Source organism: Nocardia sp. A7 (assembly GCF_046549215.1).
In the GTDB taxonomy this organism is placed as follows: domain Bacteria; phylum Actinomycetota; class Actinomycetes; order Mycobacteriales; family Mycobacteriaceae; genus Nocardia.
The window spans coordinates 198,573-218,338 of record NZ_JAJPWE010000007.1 but is presented as its reverse complement, the minus strand read 5'-3'; the positions used below and the strand labels follow the sequence as shown (position 1 = coordinate 218,338).

The window sequence follows — 19,766 nt, the reverse complement described above, 5'->3', positions numbered from 1 at the left end:
ACGGTAGTTATAGCGGTGGGGAAACGCCCGGTCCCATTCCGAACCCGGAAGCTAAGCTCATCTGCGCCGATGGTACTGCACTCGACAGGGTGTGGGAGAGTAGGACACTGCCGGAACATCTTTGCGAAAGGCCCTCCAACTTCGGTTGGAGGGCCTTTTTGCGTTTCCGTAGTGGGCCAGGCCACTCTGGAGTATGTTGTCGAGAACAACATTCACTCCAGCTCGACCGCCCCACCAGGCGGTGGTTCCACGAAAGGCCCACGCTCATGCGTCAGGGGATCTTCGGCATCGCGGCCGTCTCGATCGCACTTCTCACTTCGGTCACCGCCTGCGGCGACGACACATCGACCTCCTCGGGAGGCGGCGCCAAGATCGGCGTCATCCTGCCCGACAGCAAGACCTCGGCGAGGTGGGAGACGGCCGATCGCAAGTATCTCCAGGAGGCGTTCGACGCCGCCGGGATCAAGGCCGACATCCAGAATGCCCAGGGCGACAAGAACGCCTTCCAGACGATCGCCGATCAGATGATCACCAACGGCGCCTCGGTGCTGATGATCACCAACCTCGACAGCGGCACCGGCAAGGCCGTCATTCAGAAGGCCAAAGCGCAGGGCGTGACCGTGATCGACTACGACCGGCTGACTCTCGGCGGCGGTGCGCCGTACTACGTGTCGTTCGACAACGTGAAGGTCGGCCAGCTCATGGGCGACGGCCTCGCGAAGTGCCTGGCCGACAAGCAGGCGGCGAAGCCGGTCGTCGCCTACCTCAACGGCGGTCCTACCGACAACAACGCCGCGCTGTTCAAGAGCGGCTACGACGGCGCGCTGAAGCCGAAGTTCGATGCGGGCGAGTACGTGAAGGGCCCGGATCAGGCCGTCCCCGAATGGGACAACACCAAGGCGGGCACCATCTTCGAGCAGATGCTCACCGGCACGCCGAACCTCGGTGGCGCCGTCGCGGCCAACGACGGTCTGGCCAATGCCGCCATCGCGGTGCTGAAGAAGCAGAAGCTGAACGGGCAGATCCCGGTGACGGGTCAGGATGCCACGGTCCAGGGGCTGCAGAACGTTCTGGCCGGGGACCAGTGCATGACCGTCTACAAGGCGATCAAGCTCGAGGCCGCTGCCGGCGCGAAGCTGGCGATCGCACTGGCCAATGGCGAGAAGGCCGAGGCACCGAGCACCGTCGACGATCCCGAGGCGAAGACGAAGGTGCCCTCGGTGCTGCTCGAGCCGAAGGCGATCTTCAAGAACAACGTGAACGACGTCGTGGCCGACGGTTTCGTCGACAAGGCCGCGCTGTGCGCCGGTGAGTTCGCCAAGCTCTGCGCGGATAACGGCGTCCGCTGATGACCGATACCCCGCTCATCGAATTGCGCGGATTAGAGAAGAGTTTCGGCCCGGTTCACGTCCTGCACGATATCGACTTCTCCGCCTACAGCGGTGAGGTGACGGCGCTGGTCGGCGACAACGGCGCGGGCAAGTCGACCCTGGTCAAATGCATCGGCGGTACCCATCCGATCGATGCGGGTGAGGTGCTGTTCGACGGTGCGCCGGTGCAGATCGGCAACCCGAGGGACGCGGCGGAACTGGGGATCGAGATCGTGTATCAGGATCTCGCGCTGTGCGACAACCTCGACATCGTGCAGAACATGTTCCTCGGCCGCGAGAAGAAGCACGGCATCGTGCTCGACGAGTACGGCATGGAAGAGCTCGCGGGCGCGACCCTGGCCGGTCTGTCGGTGCGGACGGTGAAATCCGTGCGGCAGAAGGTGGCGAGCCTGTCCGGTGGACAACGCCAGACCGTGGCCATCGCCAAGGCTGTGTTGTGGAACAGCAAGGTGGTGATTCTGGACGAGCCGACCGCGGCGCTCGGTGTCGCCCAGACCCAGCAGGTCCTCGAACTGGTGCGCCGCCTGGCCGACAAGGGGCTTGCGGTGGTGTTGATCTCGCACAACATGAACGACGTCTTCGCGGTCTCCGATCGCATCGCGGCGCTGTATCTGGGCCGGATGGCCGCACAGGTGCGGACCGCCGATGTGACCCATTCGCAGGTCGTCGAACTGATCACCTCCGGCCGCAGCGGGAGTCTCGGAATCGGAGTGCAGGCATGAGTGCGGTGGTCGAGGACAAGGCCGCGCCGACGGCACCGGTGGCCGAGTTGGTCACCGGGTACGTGGCGCGGATTCGCAGCGGCAACATGGGTGCGTTGCCGTCGGTGATCGCGCTGGTCGTGCTGTCGGTCGTGTTCTGGATCGCGCGACCGGTGTTCATGACTCAGGGCAATATCGCGAACCTGCTCACCCAGGGTGCGGCGATCGCGGTGATCGCGATGGGTTTGATCTTCGTGCTGCTGCTCGGGGAGATCGATCTGTCGGCCGGCTTCACCAGCGGGGTGTGTGCCGCGGTGCTCGCGGTGTTGCTCACCGACAAGGGCTGGCCCTGGTACGCGGCGGTGCTGGTGTCGCTGCTCACCGGTGTCGTGATCGGGCTGACCATCGGTGCGATCGTGGTGAAGATCGGCGTCCCGTCGTTCGTGGTGACGCTGGCCGCGTTCCTGGCGCTGCAGGGTGTGGCGCTCAAGATCATGGACAACGGCCGCAATATCTCCATCCACGACGAGACGATCCTGGCGATCGCCAACAAGAACGTGCCGCCGCTGCTCGGCTGGGTCATGTACCTGGTGTTGCTCGCGGGGTTCTCGTTCGTGCAGTACCGAAAGTTGCGGGCGCGAAGAACGCTCGGGCTGACCGGTGAGACGGCACCGGTGGTCGCGTTGCGGATCGCTACCGTCGCGGTCGTCGCGGGGATCGCGGTGCTGGTGCTCAACGACGAGCGCAGCCGCAATCCGGAGGTCAACTCGCTGCAGGGCATGCCGATCGTGGTGCCGATCATCGTCGCGTTGCTGCTGCTGTGGACGTTCGTGCTCAATCGCACCTCGTTCGGCAGGCATATCTACGCGGTCGGCGGCAGCGTGGAAGCGGCTCGGCGCGCGGGCATTCCGGTCGATCGGATCAAGATCAGTGCCTTCGTGCTGTGCTCGACGATGGCCGCTGTCGGTGGGTTGATCGCGGCGTCGCGGGCCAACTCCGTCGATCCGAACACCGGCGGTTCCGATGTGCTGCTCACCGCGGTCGGTGCGGCGGTGATCGGTGGTACCAGTCTGTTCGGTGGTCGCGGCCGGATGCTCGACGCGATACTCGGTGCGGCGGTGGTCGCGGTGATCAACAACGGGATGGGCCTGATGGGTTACAGCGCGGGCACGAAATTCGTTGTGACAGGATTTGTCCTGCTGCTCGCGGCGGGAGTGGACGCGCTCTCGCGCAAGCGTTCGCTGCCAGGAAGTTGACCATCGACCGGGAAGGCTGGGCCGGATGAGGGCTGCGCCCGCCCCGGACGAGATCCGAACACGCAACCTTGCCGTGCTGCTGCGCCACGTCCACCTGAGTGGCCCGGTGTCGCGGGCGGTGCTGGCCGAGCGAATGGGCTTGAACCGCAGCACAATTCTGGCGTTGACCACCGATCTCGCCGCCGCCGGGCTGGTGAGCGAGGAACTGCCACGCCAGACGGGCAAGGCCGGTCGGCCGTCGCTGGTGGTGCGGCCGGAGTCGGAGCGGGTGTATGTGCTCGCGTTGGATGTCGGCGCGGACCGGCTCGCGGTAGCGCGGGTCGGTCTGGGCGGTGTGATTCTCGACCGGCGCGAAACACCGCGCGACAGTGCGGCATTCGATCCCGATGAGGTGATCGAATCACTGGCTGTGATGGCGGAGACGATGATCAGCACGGCAGGACACGACAGTGTCTGTGTGGGTTTCGGTCTCGCGTTCTGTGGGATGGTGCGTGAGGGTGACGGTGTCGTTCGGTACGGGCCGAACATCGGCTGGGTGGATGTGCCGGTCGGTGCGAAACTGTCCCAGCGACTGGGTGTTCGGGTCGTGGTCGGCAACAATGCCAACCTGGGTGCGCTTGCCGAGCGGGAGCGTGGGGTGGGTGCCGGGGTATCGGATCTGATCTACCTGCACGGTGAGGTCGGTATCGGCGGTGGCGTCATCATGGGTGGCGAGTTGCTCGGTGGTGAGGGCGGCTACGGCGGCGAGGTCGGGCACATGATCGTCAATCCCGGCGGTCGAACCTGTCGGTGTGGGTCGCGGGGTTGCCTGGAGGCCGAGGCCGGGGAGCTGGCGTTGATCGCGGCGGCAGGCCGTGCCGAGCTCACCGGCCGGGCCGCGGTCGAGGCGATCGTGGACGCGGCGGGCCGCGGTGACGCGACAGCCCGCGACGCACTGCACCAGGTCGGCGACTGGCTCGGCTACGGGGTGGCCAATCTGGTGAATATCTTCAACCCCACGATGGTCGTGTTCGGCGGGGTGCTGCGCGAGATCTACCTCGGCTCGGCCGCCCAGGTTCGCAGCAGGCTGGCTGTGAACGGACTGCTCGCCGTCCGCGAACGTGTCCGGTTGCGGACCTCGGCGCTGGCCGACGACGCCCCGCTGATCGGGGCCGCCGAACTGGCGTTCGCCGACGTGCTGACCGATCCGTTGCAGACACTGGCACGCTGCTCCCGGGGTTGACCGGTAGGCGTCGTCCGGGCGACTATCGTGAAAGCCATGGCGACGACCAGGATCGGTACGCATATCAACGCGCCTCGTTCGACCGTCTATCGGCTACTGCTGGACGGCGACGCGGTGGCTACCTGGATGATGCCCGACGGGATAGCGACCGAGGTGCATCGGTTCGAGCCGGTGGAGGGCGGATCGTTCTCGATCACCCTCACCTATGACGAGGCCGCCGACCCCGGCGAAACAGAGCCGCACTACGTCGCGGGCACGATTCGGCAGAAACACGATGCCTACTTCGGGACGTTTCGCTCGCTGATCCCGGATGAGCAGGTGGTCGAGGTGCTGGAATTCGTCACGGAGAAGCCGGACATGACCGGCTCGCAGACCGTCACCTTCACGCTGACCGACGTGGACGGCGGCACCCACCTGGAGATACTGCACGAAGAGGTTCCGCCGGGTCTCGGTCCCGCCGAGAACGAGGTCGGCTGGCAGATGGCACTGACGAAACTGGCGGCGCTCGCTGAGCGCGGCACGACCGACTGAGTACCGCCGCCCCGGTGCGACGATCCGCTGACAGCGCACAGCCCGGGTCGACGCCAGGTCCCGATCAGCGCACGGCATCGTTCGCGCGGGGTGTGATTCCCGAAGTGGGCACGAGGCCCCAGGCTTCGAGCTGCTTGCGGATCTGTTCTGCCGCATCGATATTGAGCGGACCGCTCGTCCACAGCGCGTAGGGCAGGTTGAAGAACCGGCTGTCGCGGACCGCGCGCAATCCGTTGATACCGGGCTTGGAACGCAGCAGGTCGACCTTCTGCGCATAGCTCTGGCCGGGGTAGTCGACGAACATGATCGCGTCCGGGTCGGCGGCCGCCAGGCGCTCCCACGAGACCTTGGTCCAGGTGTCGGCGACATCGTCGAGGATGTTGCGGGCACCCGCGGCTTCGAGGATCGCTTGCGGCGCACCGAATTTCCCACTGGAGAAGATCGTGTCGGTGCCACTGTCGAACAGGAACACGGTCGGGGTTTTCGCCGGCTTCGGTGCGGCGGTCAGCGCCGCGAGCCTGCGGTCGAGGTCGGCGGTGACCTCGGCGGCGCGGTCGGGGTGGCCCGTGATCGTGCCGAGGTCGGCGAGGTCGGTGCGCAAGGCGGTCCACGGTTCGACGGTGCCGCGGGCGGCCGCGCCGTCGAGTTGGCGGCAGCTCTCGGTGAGGACGTAGGCGGCGATGCCGTCCTTGTGTAGCGATGCGGGAGTGAGGTTGCTCGCCTCGTCGTAGCCGTAGCTCCACCCCGCGACCATGACGTCCGGGCGTTGGGCGAGCACGGTCTCGCGCGAGGGATATTCGGGGGCAACAGATTTCAGGCCGTCGACGATGTCGGCGCCGTAGTGTGCGCGCAGGGTGGCGGCGTCGCGCTGGATGCTGGAGACCGCGGCGACCTGGTCCTGCGCGCCGAGGGCAAGCACCATCGAGACCAGATTTCCGTCGTTGACGAACAAGCGCTGCGCGGGTGCTGGGAACTGGGACTCTTTGCCGCAGTTGAGGATCGGGATGGTCGCGGCGGACTGCGTAGTGGTGCCGGTGCAGGCCGTCAGAACGGCGGCAAGGGCTGTGGTGGCCAGGATGCGGCTGTGGTTCTTCATCATCGCGCCTCTCGCGGGGTGATCAACAGATGGTTTTCGCCGGTCACCGGATGCTGGACGCGCGTCGCGTCGACGCCGAATACCTCGGCGACGACATCGGGGGTCAGCGCCTGAGCCGGTGACGCGAGTGGTCGGGTGCAACCGTTGTGCAGCACGATGATTCGGTCGCAGTAGCGGTCGGCCAAGGACAGATCGTGCAGGGCGGCGACGACGGTGCGGTTCAGGTTGCGCATCAGGGTGAGCAACTCGAGTTGATGGGTGACGTCGAGGTGGTTCGTCGGTTCGTCGAGGAGCAGGACGGGGGTGTTCTGGAGCAGCGCTCGCGCCAGGAGAACCCGCTGGCGTTCACCACCAGACAGGTGCTGCACCTGTCTGCCCGCGAAACCGGGCAGATCGACCGATGCCAGAGCCTGTGCCACCCGCTGTTGTTCGCGCGGGGCGCCCAGGCCCCACGGCGGCAGATACGGCGTCAACCCGAGGGCGACTACTTCGCCGACCAGCATGTCGGCGGGCGGACTCTCGTCCTGCGCCACCAAGGCCACCGCCGAGGCCCGTTGCCGGGGCCGGAGAGCGTGCAATCCCTGCCCGTCCACGAGCACCTGGCCATGCGTCGGCCTGTTGACCCCGCCAAGCACGCGCAACAACGTCGACTTGCCGCTGCCATTCGGCCCGACGATGCCGACGGTCTCGCCGGGTCTGATCGTGAAGTCCGCACCGACAACGATATTTCGCCGCCCGATCGCGCAGGTGAGTGCGACGGCGCGCAATTCACCCGCTCGCCCCACCGTGTCTCGGCCGTGCGACACGGTGGGGCGAGCGAGCGAATCGGATTCCGCCGCAGGTGAGCTCGCCTCCTCATGTCGAGGCTCGCCGTCGCCTGCAGCGCTGTCGAGCGCAGCCTTGCCGAGGTCGTAGGCGGTTTCCTTCGGAGCGCGGCGCGGTCGTCGTGTCGCGTTGTCGGTGACGCGGTCCGTTGGTCGTCGGCCGAAGACGCGCTGATAGTTGCTCATGACGTGCCGAATTGGTAGCGGCGTCTGCCCATCAGTACGAGGAAGAGGGGCGCGCCGATGAGACCGGTGAGGACACCGACCGGGATCTCGGTGGGACGCACCAGGATTCGGGTGGCAGCGTCGGCGACCACCAGGAACAGGGCACCGCCGAGCGCGCAGGTGGGGAGCAGGTTGCGGTGGCGGGGGCCGACGATCATCCGCGCGGCGTGCGGAACGACCAGACCGACGAAGCCGATCCCGCCCGACACCGCGACGAGGACCCCGACGAGCACCGCGAGCAGCACGAACAGGCCGATACGCAGGCGCCGCACCGGAACTCCGACCGATGACGCGGTGTCCGCGCCGAGAGTGAGCGCGTCCAACCAGCCCGCGATCGCCAGCAGGATCGCGCCGCACGCCACGACGACCGTGAGCGGCAGGGGCATGGTCGTCCAGTCGGCACCGGCGAGACTGCCGAGCAGCCAGAACAGCACCGACTCCGCCGCCGCGGGATCGGTGCTGCGAAACACCAGGAAACTGCTGAAGCCGGCGAAGGCCGAACCGAGCACGGTGCCGGTGAGCACCAGCCGCAACGGGGTGAGGCCGCCCTGGGCGATCGCGATCAGGAACACCAGGGTCGCGGCGCCGAGCGCGCCGAGCAGCGCACCGCCCGACAGCGCCCAGATGCCCGCGCCGGCGAACAGCCCGGAGGTGATCACCGCGGCCGCGCCGACACCGGCACCGGAGGAGACGCCGAGCAGGAAGGGGTCCGCCAGTGGGTTGCGCACCAACGTCTGCATCGCCGCACCGGCCAGTGCCAAGCCGGCGCCGACGACCGCTGCGAGCAGTGTGCGTGGCACTCGGAGCTGCCAGACGATGGTGTCGATGCCGAGGTCGGTGGGTGTCGCACCGGTGAGCCGGGCGGTGAGGGTGTCGAGCACCGCGGAGACGGGCAGAATTTCCGCACCGAATCCGGTTGACCCGATCATGGCCACCACTAGTAGGGCCCCGAGCAGGGGTAATGCGAGCGAGATCCGAGCACGGATCATCGCGAAATCTCCACAGGCAAGGCGCGGCCCTTTCAGAGGGTGTCCCGGCGAGGGAGGTCTGACTTTCGCCGTGAGGCGATCACAGTGGCGCGACCGTTCCGGAATTACACCGGATTCCCGCACCCGCCGGGGATGACACCGCGACTGTACGCGGCACGCCGTGCCACCCGGCTCGGTGGGTGCAACCGGGCGCCGATCACCCCTGCGCGTCGCGGCGTGATCCAAGCCTTCGAATCACGCGAATGCTAAAGGTATTCGGCGGCGGGTGTGGTTGCTTCAATTCCTGTATGTACCGACCGCACACCTTTCGGCCCGGCCTGCGTGGCCGTGCCACCGCCGCACTGCTCGCGATGGCCACCGCTGCGACGCTCGGGCTGACCGGCTGTGCGCAGGGAAATGAGACACCGGTCGGCACCCCCGACGCGCCGCTGCCGACCGAGGTGCCGCCGGGGACCACGCTCGTCGTCGCCGATCAGCAGGAACGCCTGCAATCGGCGCTGCGGCTGTCCGGTGAGTTGGACAAGCTGCCGTTCAAGATCGAGTTCGCGAACTTCGTCGGCGGCCCGGCCATCCTCGAGGCGTTCCGGGCGGGGGCGGCCGATGTGGGTCAGGTCGGGGATGTGCCGCCGATCCACGCGCTGGCCGCGGGACAGGACGTGCCGATCATCGGCTCCTACCAGACCAACCCGCAGGCGATGAAACTCGCTGTCGCACCGGGCCGTTCGATCACGAAGCTCACCGATCTGAAGGGCAAGAAGATCGCGTACGCCGAGGGCACCGCGCAGCAGGCGTCGGTGCTGAAGGCGCTCACCAAGGCAGGCTTGAAGCCCGCCGATGTGGAGCTGGTCCGGCTGCAGCTGGCCGAATTCCCCGACGCGGTGCGGACCGGTCAGGTCGATGTCGCGCCGCTGATCGAACCCAATGTGACCAGGTTCCTGCGCACCCAGGGCACCTCGCTGATCCCGGATTCGGAGACCACGGGCATCTACAGCGGCCTCGCGTATCTGTACGCGCGCCGCGCGGTGGTCCAGGATCCGGCCAAGGCCGCCGCGACGCGCGCGCTGGTCGGCGCGTTCGTGCGGGCCTGGCAGTGGACCAACACTCATCGCGAGCAATGGGCGACCCGCTACTACATCGAGAGCCAGAAAGTCAGCGCCGACGATGCCAACCGGATCGTCGAATCGCTGGGCACCTACACCTTCCCGCACCTGGACCAGCAGCTGATCGCCCGGCAACAGAGCACCATCGACGCGATCGACGCCGTGGGCGAGCTGCCCAAGAAGATCAAGGCCGTCGATGGTTTCGACCTGCGCTTCGACGCCGCGGTCACCGAGGCCGTCACGGCCAGTGGGGCGGCGTTCGCGCCGGCGGCGAGCTGATGGCCACCCTCGACGTCGGCGTGCTGCGCCGAATCAGGACGAACATTGCCCCGGTCGAGGTGCTCGCGCCGCGTGCGCGGGGTAGGCGCAGGCTCGGCCCCGGCAGGCCGATCCCGTTCGGTTTCGCGCTCGGGCCTGCCCTGCTCATCGGTACCTGGGTGGTCGGATCCGCGATCGGCGCCATCGACCCGGAGACACTGCCCGCGCCGTGGACGGTCGCGCAGACCGCGGGCGAGCTGATCGCCGACGGCCGGTTGCAGTCCAACCTGCTGACCTCGTTGCAGCGCGCCGTGATCGGGCTCGTTCTCGGTGTGGCGATCGGCGTTGTGCTCGCACTGGTCGCGGGGCTGAGCCGGATCGGTGAGGCGGTGGTCGACGGTCCGGTGCAGATCAAGCGGGCGATCCCGACGCTGGCGCTGATCCCGCTGTTCATCGTCTGGTTCGGGATCGGTGAGCAGATGAAGCTGATCGTCATCACCACCAGCGTGCTCATTCCGATCTACATCAATACCCATGCCTACCTGCGCAGCGTCGACGCGCGCTATGTGGAACTCGCCGAGACGGTCGGACTGTCGCGGTGGGGATTCCTGCGGCGGATCGCGCTGCCGGGTTCGCTACCGGGATTCTTCCTTGGGTTGCGGCTGGCGGTGACCATCTCCTGGCTGGCGCTGGTGGTGGTCGAGCAGGTCAACGCGACCAGCGGCATCGGCTACCTGATGACGCAGGCACGCACCTACGGCCAGATCGATGTGATCGTCGTCGGCCTGGTGATCTACGGACTGCTCGGACTGTTCGGCGATCTCGCCGTGCGGGCAACGGAACGAAAGGTGCTGGCATGGCGACAGACACTGGGCGACTGAGCTCCGACGAGCGGGTCGTCGTACGCACCCGCGCGCTGACTCGCGGCTTCGGTCGGCGAATCGTGTTGAACGGCATCGACATCGAGATCAGGCGCGGGGAGTTCGTGGCGCTGCTCGGGCGCAGCGGTTCCGGCAAGAGCACGCTGCTGCGGGCACTGGCCGAACTCGATTCCGAGGTCCCAGGTTCCGGCGAGTTGTCGGTGCCGACCCAGCGCGCGGTGGTGTTCCAGGATTCGCGGTTGCTGCCGTGGGCGCGGGTGCTCGACAATGTGGTGCTCGGGTTGACCGGGCGAGACGCGGATCAGCGGGGACGGTCGGCGCTGGCCGAAGTAGGATTGGCCGGGCGGGAGAAGGCTTGGCCGCGTGAGCTTTCCGGCGGTGAACAGCAGCGGGTGGCGTTGGCCAGGTCGCTGGTGCGTGAGCCGGAATTGCTGCTGGCCGACGAACCGTTCGGCGCGCTCGACGCGCTGACCCGGATACGGATGCACGCCCTGCTGCAGGCGCTGTGCGAGCGGCACCGACCCGCCGTGCTGCTGGTGACCCACGATGTGGACGAGGCCGTACTGCTCGCCGACCGGGTGCTGGTTCTGGACGAGGGCCGGATCACGATCGATCAGCGCATCGAGACCGCGCGCCCGCGCAGGCACGCGCACCCGGAGTTCGTCCGGCTGCGCGAGACATTGCTGACCGGACTCGGTGTCGACACAACAGAATTCGAGAAAGTGAAGCAGGCGTCATGAGTGCACCGCGTCAACTGAGTCTCAACGCGTTCATCTACCCGTCCGGGCACCACGAGGCCGCCTGGCGGCATCCTGACAGCAGGCCCGACCGCATCTACGACGTCTCCTACTACCAGGAGATCGGACGCACCGCGGAGGCGGCGAAGCTCGACGCGGTGTTCTTCGCCGACGGACCTGCCCTGCGGACCGACGTGCGACACAATGCCGCGCCGGGCCTCGAACCGATCACCCTGCTCACCGCGATCGCCGCGGCGACAACACATCTGGGCTTGATCGCGACCGCCTCGACCACCTACTACGAGCCCTACAACCTGGCACGGCTGTTCTCCTCGCTCGACCACATCTCCGGTGGTCGCGCGGGGTGGAACATCGTCACCACCGGCACCGACCTGGCCGCGGCCAACTTCGGGCTCGAACGGCACCCGAGTCACGCCGAACGGTATTCCCGCGCAAGGGAATTCGTCGACGCGGTGGTCGGGCTGTGGGACAGCTGGGAAGACGATGCGATCGTGCTCGACCGCGCCGCCGGTGTGTACGCCGATCCAGCCAAGATCCACCCGATCGACTTCGTCGGCGAACACCTCAGCGTGCGTGGACCTTTCAACTCGGCGCGGACACCGCAGGGGCGACCGGTACTGGTGCAGGCGGGGGCGTCGAACGAGGGCCGCGCCTTCGCGGGCAAGTATGCGGAGGCCATATTCACCGCACACCAACGGCTTTCGGACGCGCAGACGTTCTACGCCGATATCAAGTCCAAGGCGGCCGAGTTCGGGCGCACCGCCGACGAGGTGAAGATCCTGCCGGGGATCAGCCCGTTCATCGCCGACACCGAGGCCGCCGCACTGCGTCTGGAACGGGAGTTCAACGAGCTCACCGTGCCCGAATACGGGATCAAGCAGCTGGAATCGATCACCGGCACCTCGCTGCGCTCCCTCGCGCTCGACGAGGCGGTGCCCGTGGAAGTGTTCGCGGGCGCGGGCGATGTCACCGACAACGCGCGCAGCAGATTGCAGGTGGTGGCGGGGATCGTCGAGCGGGAGAGGCCGACATTGCGTGGGTTGCTGCACCGGCTCGCGGGTGCGCGCGGTCACCGGGTGTTCGCGGGGACACCCGAGCAGGTGGCTGACACGATCGAGGAGTGGTTCACCCAGGGCGCGGCAGACGGATTCAACGTGATGCCGCCGTACTACCCCGGCGGGCTCGAGATCTTCGCCGAGACAGTCGTGCCGATCCTGCGGGAACGCGGGCTGTTTCGCACCGAATACACCGGAACCACGCTGCGCGACCACTTCGGACTCGCTCGACCGCAGAGTCAGTTCGCGCAGACCCCCGCCGCCGTCGGATGAGTACTGGTTGCGACGGAAGTTGTTGTCTTCGTCGCCTGCCCGGTAGGCGGCAATGAGCGCGGACACCCTCGACGTCGGGCCGCTGCGCCTGCGTTCGCTGGTCTGGCCGGTGTTCGCGCCGATGGCGTTGTACGGCACCGGAGCTGGTGCCGCCGCCCCGATGTATGCCTTGCGCGCACTGGATCTCGGGGCCTCGGCCGGGACGGCGGGTCTGATCGTGGCCCTCGGCGGGCTCGGCATGGTGCTCGCCGATCTGCCCGCGGGACGGATCGTCGCCCGGATCGGGGAACGGGCGGCGATCGGGGTCGGCAGTGTGCTCGGCACGGTCGGTGTGCTCGCGGCGATCTTCGCGCCGAACCTCGGTGTGCTGGCGGTGGGTTTGCTGCTCAACGGGGCGGCGGGCGCGGTGTGGGGGCTGGCGCGGCAGACATATCTGGTGTCGGTGGTGGCGCCGGAGCAACGTGGGCGGGCCATGTCGACGTTGGCCGGTGCGCACCGGCTCGGCTTCTTCTGCGGGCCGTTCCTCGGGGCGGCGCTGGTGCACGGGATGGGGCCGGTGGGTGCGCTGTGGTTGCAGCTGGTCACCACGGTGGTGGCGTCGGCGGCGATGGTGGCGATCCGTTCCGGTGACCTCGATGATCCGTCCTCGCTGCGGCCACTGCACACGGTGCTGTCCGAAAACCGCAGGGCACTGCGCACGCTCGGGCTCGCCGCGGTGGCGATCGGTGCGGCGCGGGCATCGCGCACGGCACTGTTGCCGCTGTGGGCGGCCCATCTCGGCATCGACGCCGCCACCACCAGTCTGCTGTTCGGACTGGCCGGCGCGGTCGACGTGCTCATGTCCTACCCGGCCGGGGTGTGGTTGGACCGCGCGGGCAGCCGGGTGACAGGCATCGCCTGCGGCGTCTGCTTCGCTGCCGGTTACGCCGCGCTGCCCTTCACCCACTCCGTGCTCACCATGGGCGCCGCGACCATGCTGCTCGGCTTGGCCAACGGCCTGAGCAACGGTCTCATCATGACGGTCGGTGCTTCCGCCGCACCGGACGACCGCCGCGCTGAATTCCTGGGCGCCTGGCGCCTGACCCACGACATGGGAATGTTCACGGGCCCGGTCGCCGTCGGCCTGGTCGGCGCCTTCGCGGGGCTGGCTGCCGCCGGTGCCCTGCTGGCCGTTGGCGTCGGTCTCGGCACCGTCGCGATCTATCGCTGGTTCCCCGGTCCCGTGCGGCCACGGATGGTCAGCGATGAATGAGGCGGTGGCCCAGCATGTTGCCAGGCGTATCGCTATGCGGGATCGCGGCCGGTGAGGCCAAGGATTCGGTCGAGGAGGGGCGCATCGGGGGCGACCGGGATCTCGGGTCCGTAGATACCCATCGCACGGCCTTGGTCGGCGGTGGCCGCCACCTCGCTGTGGACATAGCGCAGCAGGTCGTCGTCCCAGCTCACAGTGGTGCCCAGGGCGCGGGCGAGGTCCCAGCCGTGGACGATCAGCTCGCCGACGATCATGCCGCCGACCAGCGATGCGGGCAGGTCCGTCGGGCCGCCCATCCGGGTGACGCCCTGCCAGGCGTCGGGGTCGCGCCAGGCGGTGGCGAGGTCGGTGAGCTGGGTGTCGAGGGCGGCGGCCCAGTCGCCCTCGGTCAGGTCGACCTCAGCGCCCGGGGCGATCTCCTGCTTGTGCGCCGCGCCGATCAACGACGGTCCCCAGTGCAGCAGGTGGTTCAGCAGGCCGCGGACGTCGAAGTCCGAGCACGGCGTGGGGTCGGCGAGCCGATCCGGCGCGATGGTGCGGATGATCTTCGACAGCGGTTCGGCGGCGCGGGCCACGCGTTCGTTTTCGGACATACACCGAGGTAACCACCGCGAGCGGCCGCTGTCTTGAACAAACGCGACATACACTCGCCGCGTGGAGCGCGATCCGCGGGAACTCGGCGGCGCCTGGCGTGCGTCGCAGCGCCATGCGTTCGCCGCGCCGTCGGGGGAGTTGGCGCGCTACGTCGCCCGGTACTGGACGGTCAGCTGGGACTACGAGCGGCCCTATCGCCAGCTGGTGGTGCCGCTGCCGAACGTCTACCTGAGCTTCCGCGACGGCCGCGTGGAACTGCACGGGCCGTCGTCGTCACACGTGTACCGGGAGCTGTCCGGCGTCGGGACAGTGTTCGGCGTCGCCTTCCGTCCGGGCATGTTCGGTCCCTTGCTCGGTGGTCCGGTGGCGACACTGCGGGATCGGACAGTCGATGCCGCAGAAGTTTTCGCTGGTGAGATGCCCTCGCCGGTCGATGTCGAATCGGTCGAGCGGTTCCTCCTCGGACTCCTGCCCGCGCCTGATCCGCAAGCTGATCTCGCCGCTCATGTGGTGGCCACCATCGCCGAGGACACGGGGGTGACCAGGGTCGACGCGATCGCGGAACAATTCGAACTGAGCGTGCGGCGGCTGCAGCGATTGTTCGCCGACTACGTCGGTATCGGGCCGAAATTGGTGGTGCGCCGCTACCGGCTGCACGAGGTCACCGAACGTCTCGCCGAGGGCGTCGAAATCGATTGGGCCGCGCTCGCCGCCGAGCTGGGCTACGCCGATCAGGCCCATCTGAGTCGCGACTTCCGCACGATTTTCGGGGAACCGCCGACCCGGTACGCACAGCGCTACGAGCTGGGGTAACGCGTCGAGCGGCGTTTCAGATGGCTGGGAGGGGGACCGGCAGGGGCTGATCGTCGCCCCTACAGTGGAGTGATGTCGTCATTCGATCGGCATCCGTCCACCGTCGCGGACTTCGACGATGCGCGTCGGCGGGATCGGTTGCGCGAAACCCGGCTGGGCCACGCGTGGGGCCGTTGGCGCCGCACGAGGCTGGCGGTCGTGCGAATCCTCGGGGTGCTGCTGGTCGCGATGATCGTGTTCGGGCAGTACTGGGTCCATGATGTGGCACCCGAACGCGAGCGACTGGCGCAGACCACGCCGGAATTGCTGCCGGCGAATCTGCCTGCGGATGCCCGGGATTGGGATACCGCGGTGGTCGACATGGTCGGGCTCGGGGGAGTCAACGCGGCGCCGACCGCCAAGGCGCTGCCCGCGTTGAGTCGACTGGGGGTGGTGTGGGCGGTGCGCTATGACAACGCGGGTATCGACACCAAGGTCATCGCCGAGATGATCGTGCGGGCCGCACGCTACGGCAATGTGCGCAATATCGTGCTGGTCGGGCACAGCATGGGCGGGATCATCGCGCTCGAAGTGGCGCGCCACATCCACCTCGGCAGCGATCGGCGATTGGTGGCCGTTGTGCTGGATTGCACGCCGATGGATCTGGATGCGGTTCGCCCCGAGAGTCGCAGTCGCGGTGCCGATCTGGTGCGCTGGGTGGGCTGGCTGCCGGGCGCGAGAGAGAGCAGGCTGCTGCGTTTCGCGGTCGAGATGTCGGTTCGGCGTGAACGGTTCGCGCAGCGGGCCGGACTGTTCTACGACATCGACTTTCGCGCCATGCGCGCGGCATCCGCGGAGGTGTTGCGTGACAAGATCTTCTCCCGAGATGCCGCCAGCAACGGGTTGATCGAGTCGCAGTTCCTGGCGATCGTGGCGGGTGGCGGCACCGCGGATCTGCGGGCGCTCGGCAGGCCGCATCCGAACAAGCGGAACCCCGCCATCGTGTTCATCCGACCACGCGAGGCCGCACGTGACGGCGTGGTGGACGTGGCGTATTCACACGAGGTGCTGATCGAACACTCCGGTGGCGTCGACGGCACGCTGTCGGTGGTGCGGCCGAGCCAGACCGAGCACGCGAATCCGATTCAGCGACCCCGCGAATACAACGAGGTCATCGAGGCGCAGGTACTGCCGTTCGTGCGCCGCTTTCAGGAGGCCAATCGCAACGATCCGCCGTGATCAGCGCACCCGGGTACCGAGAATGGTGCGCACGCCAGCGATGAACAGCTGCAAGCCGAAGTCGAATCGAGCTGTGGGGTCAGGGGTTTCGAGCAGGGGCGTGTTGTCCTCGGGGAGCGCGCCGACGGAGTCCATCTGCATGCGAGACTGCTCGTCGACGGTCTGGCCGAGCACGTAGTAGAGCAGGGTGTAGGCCGTGAGGTCGGCTTCCTCCCTGGTCATCCCGGCGCGAATGACGATGCCCGCCAGGCGTTCCCGCGCCTTGCTCGTGGTCAGGCGCGAGGCGTAGGTGGCCGACACCAGTTCGGCGCCGTCACGGTAGGCGAGCAGGCAATCGCGCAGGCGGTGCGCCGATTCGGTGAGCTGCTCGGGCCACTCGGTGGCCGTGATCGGCTCGTCCATCGGGGCGAGAACCCGGTCGGCCACCGCGCCGAGCAGGGTCTGCTTGTCCTTGACGTGCCAGTACAGCGCCCCCGGCTGCACCTGGAGCGAGCCCGCCAGTCGGCGCATCGTCAGGTCTGCGAGTCCGTACTGATCGAGAATCGCGACGGCGGCATCGACCACATCCGTCTTCCGCAGTTGCACGCGCGTCCTTCCGTGGTGAATTTCCGACCCGAGTGTCATGACTCACTCATAGCCGCTACCCTATCCTGAACACCGTTCAAGTCGCACGGCCACGCCGGGTGGATCACACCCACGGCTCGTGCGCACACCCCGTCGAAGGGACATCACGTCGTGACGCAGGCACCCGTCCAGACCGATATTCTGGCCATCGCCCGTGAGCAGGTGCTCGAGCGCGGCGAGGGCCTCACCGAGCAGCAGGCCGTCGAGGTGCTCCGCCTGGGTGACGACCGGCTGGAAGCACTGCTCGAGCTCGCCCACGACGTGCGGATGAAGTGGTGCGGTCCCGAGGTCGAGGTCGAGGGCATCATCAGCCTCAAGACCGGCGGTTGCCCCGAGGACTGCCACTTCTGCTCGCAGTCGGGCCTGTTCCAGTCGCCGGTGCGCGCCGCCTGGCTCGACATCCCCAGCCTGGTCGAGGCGGCCAAGCAGACCGCCAAGACCGGCGCCACCGAGTTCTGCATCGTCGCCGCGGTGCGCGGGCCGGACGAGCGCCTGATGGCGCAGGTCGCGGCCGGTGTGGAGGCCATTCGCAACGAAGTCGACATCCAGGTCGCCTGCTCGCTGGGCATGCTCAACCAGGAGCAGGTCGACCAGCTCGCCGCGATGGGCGTGCACCGCTACAACCACAACCTCGAGACCGCCAAGTCGCACTTCCCGAAGGTGGTGACCACCCACTCCTACGAGGAGCGTTTCGAGACACTGCGGATGGTGCGCGAAGCCGGTATGGAGGTGTGCTGCGGTGGCATCCTCGGCATGGGCGAGAGCATCGAGCAGCGCGCCGAGTTCGCCACGCAGCTGGCCGCGCTCAACCCCGACGAGGTTCCGCTGAACTTCCTCAACCCGCGACCCGGCACCCCCTTCGGTGACCTCGAGGTGCTGCCCGCCGCCGACGCGCTGCGCGCCATCGCCACCTTCCGGCTCGCCATGCCGCGCACCATCCTGCGTTTCGCCGGTGGTCGCGAGATCACCCTCGGCGATCTGGGTGCCAAGCAGGGCATGCTCGGCGGGATCAACGCCGTCATCGTCGGCAACTACCTCACCACCCTCGGCCGTCCCGCCGAGTCCGATCTGGATCTGCTCGGTGAACTGAGCATGCCGATCAAGGCGCTCAACGAAACCCTGTAAATCGCTGTGTACGATCGAGTATCGACCCAGGTCGGCAGGGATGACACGACCGCCGAGCCACACCTCACGGAGGCGGTAATCGCAGTGGACCAGACCGATACCCGCGAGAGCGAGCCGCGCTACAACCCGTTCACCGGTCAGCGGATCGTGCCGGGGCTCGACGACGCGATGCCTGCCTCGGCCGCGCTCGGCCTCGAACCGCCGCGATTCTGCGAGCACTGTGGGCGCCGGATGATCGTGCAGATCAGCCCCGACGGCTGGTGGGCCAAGTGCTCGCGGCACGGTGTCATCGCATCGGCACAGTCGGAACGCCGGTAGTGCTCGGCCGCGGGGAGCGTCCTGAGGTGTTGCGGCGCGAGCTCGTCGGCGTCGGCGTCATCATGGCGGTAGTGCTGGCGGTGAGTGCGGCGGCCGGCGTGGTGTGGGGCCTGCTGGCGCCGACCGAGCGGCTGCGAGTGACCCAGCCCGGTCGCGCCGCGGTGCTCACCGGCGAGAGTCTGCATCTGTTCGACGCGGTCGGGATGTTCCTGTGCATGGGCGCGGTGGTCGCGGTGTTGAGTGCGGTCGGCGCCTGGCGGGTGCGGATCGCGCGGGGGCCCGCGCTGGTGCTCGGCGTGCTGCTCGCCTCGGGGCTCGGCGCGGCGCTGATGATGTGGATCGGCGAAGGGGTTGCGGGCGTGCGCCATCCACGTTCCGATGATCCGGCGATCGGTCAGATCATCGCCCTGCCCGCGGAAGTCGGAACCGATCTCGCTCTGCTGGTGCAACCGTTCCTTGCCGCCCTTGTGCTGTTGTTCCTCGCCGCGCTGCACCCGTCCGCCGATCTCGATTCCGGTGCCGAGGGGCTGCTCGGTGACCTGCGCCCGGCCGATGTCGCCGACGATTACCGACTGCCCTACGGTGCCGAACAGTATCGGCCGAGCGGCGATTTCGATCCGAGTTCGCAACCCCGCGGCTGAGTGCCGATCGCGCGATATCATTTGCGCATAACAGCAGGTAGATACCGGCTGTGCGGGCGAGAGGGCCGGTCGTGGCATTCATCGGTGGTGGTCCGGTCGTCGAGGAACTCGACGCGAAATTCTGGCGGCTCACCGAACCGCTCACCTATCAGGGTGCGGTCGAAACCTTCACCGTGCCTGCCGGATTCCGCACCGACTTCGCGTCGGTGCCGTGCGCGCTGGTGTGGCTGATCCCGCGCTACGGCGCCTACACCCGAGCCGCGATCCTGCACGACTATCTGCGCCGCACAGGCGAAGTCGGGCCCGCCGATGCGGACGGGATATTCCGGCGCAGCCTGCGCGAGGCCCGGGTATCGGTGCCGCGACGCTGGATGATGTGGACGGCGGTGCGGCTGGGCAGCCGGTTGCGTGGGGCGCGTGCGGTCGATGTGCTCGGCTGGTTGCTGATCGCGGTGCCGTCCCTGGTGTTTCTCGCGGTGCCCGTGGTGGTGGTGACCGCCGCGCTACTGGTGTTCTGGGTGGTCGAGTTGGGGTTCTGGGCGGTGGGACGGATCACCCGCCGCACCGCGGCGCCGCCACCGAAGCCGCAGATGAAGACCGCCTGAGCGCGAATCTCACCCG

Annotated in this window: 21 protein-coding genes, 1 rRNA gene and 1 riboswitch; of the genes, 17 read left to right on the top strand and 5 right to left on the bottom strand. The window is 67.8% G+C overall.

The annotated features are described in order from the left end of the window. The 6 genes from rrf (at window position 1) to ACLJPD_RS31005 (ending at window position 5,101) form a co-directional block, all read left to right on the top strand. Window positions 1–116: ribosomal RNA gene (gene rrf / locus ACLJPD_RS31030) — 5S ribosomal RNA — on the top strand. Between the two features lie 150 nt (window positions 117–266). Then, on the top strand, window positions 267–1,349 hold the full coding sequence (locus tag ACLJPD_RS31025) for a sugar ABC transporter substrate-binding protein (RefSeq protein ID WP_410876882.1): 1,083 nt from the start codon (window positions 267–269) through the stop codon (window positions 1,347–1,349). Next, complete coding sequence (locus tag ACLJPD_RS31020; RefSeq protein WP_410876880.1) at window positions 1,349–2,113, top strand: ATP-binding cassette domain-containing protein; 765 nt, start codon at window positions 1,349–1,351, stop codon at window positions 2,111–2,113. Before ACLJPD_RS31025 ends, ACLJPD_RS31020 begins: the two co-directional genes overlap by 1 nt. Then, window positions 2,110–3,348, top strand: coding sequence for a sugar ABC transporter permease (locus tag ACLJPD_RS31015; protein ID WP_410876879.1), 1,239 nt, complete (start codon window positions 2,110–2,112; stop codon window positions 3,346–3,348). The genes ACLJPD_RS31020 and ACLJPD_RS31015 overlap by 4 nt, the downstream gene beginning before the upstream one ends. 25 nt (window positions 3,349–3,373) lie before the next feature. Next, window positions 3,374–4,570 (top strand): ROK family protein, encoded by a 1,197-nt coding sequence (locus ACLJPD_RS31010; RefSeq protein ID WP_410876877.1) that lies wholly within the window; start codon window positions 3,374–3,376, stop codon window positions 4,568–4,570. A gap of 36 nt (window positions 4,571–4,606) precedes the next feature. Then, window positions 4,607–5,101, top strand: coding sequence for an SRPBCC domain-containing protein (locus ACLJPD_RS31005; protein WP_410876876.1), 495 nt, complete (start codon window positions 4,607–4,609; stop codon window positions 5,099–5,101). Window positions 5,102–5,165: 64 nt separating this feature from the next. Here ACLJPD_RS31005 and ACLJPD_RS31000 read toward each other — a convergent pair whose 3' ends face one another. The 3 genes from ACLJPD_RS31000 to ACLJPD_RS30990 are packed head-to-tail and all read right to left on the bottom strand — an operon-like array spanning window position 5,166 to window position 8,235. After that, complete coding sequence (locus tag ACLJPD_RS31000) at window positions 5,166–6,197, bottom strand: ABC transporter substrate-binding protein (RefSeq protein WP_410876874.1); 1,032 nt, start codon at window positions 6,195–6,197, stop codon at window positions 5,166–5,168. After that, window positions 6,197–7,207 (bottom strand): ABC transporter ATP-binding protein, encoded by a 1,011-nt coding sequence (locus ACLJPD_RS30995; RefSeq protein ID WP_410876872.1) that lies wholly within the window; start codon window positions 7,205–7,207, stop codon window positions 6,197–6,199. The genes ACLJPD_RS31000 and ACLJPD_RS30995 overlap by 1 nt, the downstream gene beginning before the upstream one ends. Next, window positions 7,204–8,235, bottom strand: a complete 1,032-nt coding sequence (locus tag ACLJPD_RS30990; protein ID WP_410876870.1) for a FecCD family ABC transporter permease — start codon at window positions 8,233–8,235, stop codon at window positions 7,204–7,206. The genes ACLJPD_RS30995 and ACLJPD_RS30990 overlap by 4 nt, the downstream gene beginning before the upstream one ends. 33 nt (window positions 8,236–8,268) lie before the next feature. Further along, window positions 8,269–8,393, bottom strand: a riboswitch (cobalamin riboswitch). A gap of 129 nt (window positions 8,394–8,522) precedes the next feature. Here ACLJPD_RS30990 and ACLJPD_RS30985 point away from each other — a divergent pair. The 5 genes from ACLJPD_RS30985 to ACLJPD_RS30965 are packed head-to-tail and all read left to right on the top strand — an operon-like array spanning window position 8,523 to window position 13,812. After that, on the top strand, window positions 8,523–9,614 hold the full coding sequence (locus ACLJPD_RS30985) for an ABC transporter substrate-binding protein (protein ID WP_410876869.1): 1,092 nt from the start codon (window positions 8,523–8,525) through the stop codon (window positions 9,612–9,614). Next, complete coding sequence (locus ACLJPD_RS30980; RefSeq protein ID WP_410876867.1) at window positions 9,614–10,474, top strand: ABC transporter permease; 861 nt, start codon at window positions 9,614–9,616, stop codon at window positions 10,472–10,474. The genes ACLJPD_RS30985 and ACLJPD_RS30980 overlap by 1 nt, the downstream gene beginning before the upstream one ends. Next, a complete protein-coding gene (locus ACLJPD_RS30975; RefSeq protein ID WP_410876865.1) occupies window positions 10,450–11,214 on the top strand; it encodes an ABC transporter ATP-binding protein in 765 nt (254 codons plus the stop codon). Before ACLJPD_RS30980 ends, ACLJPD_RS30975 begins: the two co-directional genes overlap by 25 nt. Continuing rightward, a complete protein-coding gene (locus tag ACLJPD_RS30970) occupies window positions 11,211–12,560 on the top strand; it encodes an LLM class flavin-dependent oxidoreductase (RefSeq protein WP_410876863.1) in 1,350 nt (449 codons plus the stop codon). Before ACLJPD_RS30975 ends, ACLJPD_RS30970 begins: the two co-directional genes overlap by 4 nt. A 52-nt stretch (window positions 12,561–12,612) precedes the next feature. After that, on the top strand, window positions 12,613–13,812 hold the full coding sequence (locus ACLJPD_RS30965) for an MFS transporter (RefSeq protein WP_410876862.1): 1,200 nt from the start codon (window positions 12,613–12,615) through the stop codon (window positions 13,810–13,812). 32 nt (window positions 13,813–13,844) lie between these two features. Here the strand turns inward: ACLJPD_RS30965 and ACLJPD_RS30960 are convergent, their stop codons facing one another. After that, window positions 13,845–14,405 (bottom strand): TIGR03086 family metal-binding protein, encoded by a 561-nt coding sequence (locus ACLJPD_RS30960; protein WP_410876861.1) that lies wholly within the window; start codon window positions 14,403–14,405, stop codon window positions 13,845–13,847. Window positions 14,406–14,466: 61 nt separating this feature from the next. Between ACLJPD_RS30960 and ACLJPD_RS30955 the strand changes: the two genes are divergently transcribed. Further along, complete coding sequence (locus tag ACLJPD_RS30955) at window positions 14,467–15,219, top strand: DUF6597 domain-containing transcriptional factor (RefSeq protein ID WP_410876859.1); 753 nt, start codon at window positions 14,467–14,469, stop codon at window positions 15,217–15,219. 72 nt (window positions 15,220–15,291) lie between these two features. Next, window positions 15,292–16,437, top strand: a complete 1,146-nt coding sequence (locus ACLJPD_RS30950; protein WP_410876858.1) for an alpha/beta fold hydrolase — start codon at window positions 15,292–15,294, stop codon at window positions 16,435–16,437. On the opposite strand, the gene ACLJPD_RS30945 is transcribed toward ACLJPD_RS30950, so the two are convergent. After that, a complete protein-coding gene (locus ACLJPD_RS30945; protein ID WP_410876856.1) occupies window positions 16,438–17,022 on the bottom strand; it encodes a TetR/AcrR family transcriptional regulator C-terminal domain-containing protein in 585 nt (194 codons plus the stop codon). 150 nt (window positions 17,023–17,172) lie between these two features. Between ACLJPD_RS30945 and bioB the strand changes: the two genes are divergently transcribed. The 4 genes from bioB (at window position 17,173) to ACLJPD_RS30925 (ending at window position 19,750) form a co-directional block, all read left to right on the top strand. Continuing rightward, window positions 17,173–18,186, top strand: coding sequence for a biotin synthase BioB (gene bioB / locus ACLJPD_RS30940; RefSeq protein ID WP_410876854.1), 1,014 nt, complete (start codon window positions 17,173–17,175; stop codon window positions 18,184–18,186). Between the two features lie 84 nt (window positions 18,187–18,270). Beyond that, window positions 18,271–18,504, top strand: coding sequence for a hypothetical protein (locus ACLJPD_RS30935; protein WP_410876853.1), 234 nt, complete (start codon window positions 18,271–18,273; stop codon window positions 18,502–18,504). Between the two features lie 26 nt (window positions 18,505–18,530). Then, on the top strand, window positions 18,531–19,145 hold the full coding sequence (locus ACLJPD_RS30930; RefSeq protein WP_410876851.1) for a DUF2567 domain-containing protein: 615 nt from the start codon (window positions 18,531–18,533) through the stop codon (window positions 19,143–19,145). 71 nt (window positions 19,146–19,216) lie between these two features. Then, window positions 19,217–19,750 (top strand): DUF1353 domain-containing protein, encoded by a 534-nt coding sequence (locus tag ACLJPD_RS30925; RefSeq protein WP_410876850.1) that lies wholly within the window; start codon window positions 19,217–19,219, stop codon window positions 19,748–19,750. The last annotated feature ends 16 nt before the right edge of the window (window positions 19,751–19,766 follow it).

Bases quoted from the DNA above. Each gene is read 5' to 3' on its own strand.
- ACLJPD_RS31025 (WP_410876882.1), top strand. From the start codon at position 267: ATGCGTCAGGGGATCTTCGGCATCGCGGCCGTCTCGATCGCACTTCTC.
- ACLJPD_RS31020 (WP_410876880.1), top strand. From the start codon at position 1,349: ATGACCGATACCCCGCTCATCGAATTGCGCGGATTAGAGAAGAGTTTC.
- ACLJPD_RS31015 (WP_410876879.1), top strand. From the start codon at position 2,110: ATGAGTGCGGTGGTCGAGGACAAGGCCGCGCCGACGGCACCGGTGGCC.
- ACLJPD_RS31010 (WP_410876877.1), top strand. From the start codon at position 3,374: ATGAGGGCTGCGCCCGCCCCGGACGAGATCCGAACACGCAACCTTGCC.
- ACLJPD_RS31005 (WP_410876876.1), top strand. From the start codon at position 4,607: ATGGCGACGACCAGGATCGGTACGCATATCAACGCGCCTCGTTCGACC.
- ACLJPD_RS31000 (WP_410876874.1), bottom strand. From the start codon at position 6,197: ATGAAGAACCACAGCCGCATCCTGGCCACCACAGCCCTTGCCGCCGTT.
- ACLJPD_RS30995 (WP_410876872.1), bottom strand. From the start codon at position 7,207: ATGAGCAACTATCAGCGCGTCTTCGGCCGACGACCAACGGACCGCGTC.
- ACLJPD_RS30990 (WP_410876870.1), bottom strand. From the start codon at position 8,235: ATGATCCGTGCTCGGATCTCGCTCGCATTACCCCTGCTCGGGGCCCTA.
- ACLJPD_RS30985 (WP_410876869.1), top strand. From the start codon at position 8,523: ATGTACCGACCGCACACCTTTCGGCCCGGCCTGCGTGGCCGTGCCACC.
- ACLJPD_RS30980 (WP_410876867.1), top strand. From the start codon at position 9,614: ATGGCCACCCTCGACGTCGGCGTGCTGCGCCGAATCAGGACGAACATT.
- ACLJPD_RS30975 (WP_410876865.1), top strand. From the start codon at position 10,450: ATGGCGACAGACACTGGGCGACTGAGCTCCGACGAGCGGGTCGTCGTA.
- ACLJPD_RS30970 (WP_410876863.1), top strand. From the start codon at position 11,211: ATGAGTGCACCGCGTCAACTGAGTCTCAACGCGTTCATCTACCCGTCC.
- ACLJPD_RS30965 (WP_410876862.1), top strand. From the start codon at position 12,613: ATGAGCGCGGACACCCTCGACGTCGGGCCGCTGCGCCTGCGTTCGCTG.
- ACLJPD_RS30960 (WP_410876861.1), bottom strand. From the start codon at position 14,405: ATGTCCGAAAACGAACGCGTGGCCCGCGCCGCCGAACCGCTGTCGAAG.
- ACLJPD_RS30950 (WP_410876858.1), top strand. From the start codon at position 15,292: ATGTCGTCATTCGATCGGCATCCGTCCACCGTCGCGGACTTCGACGAT.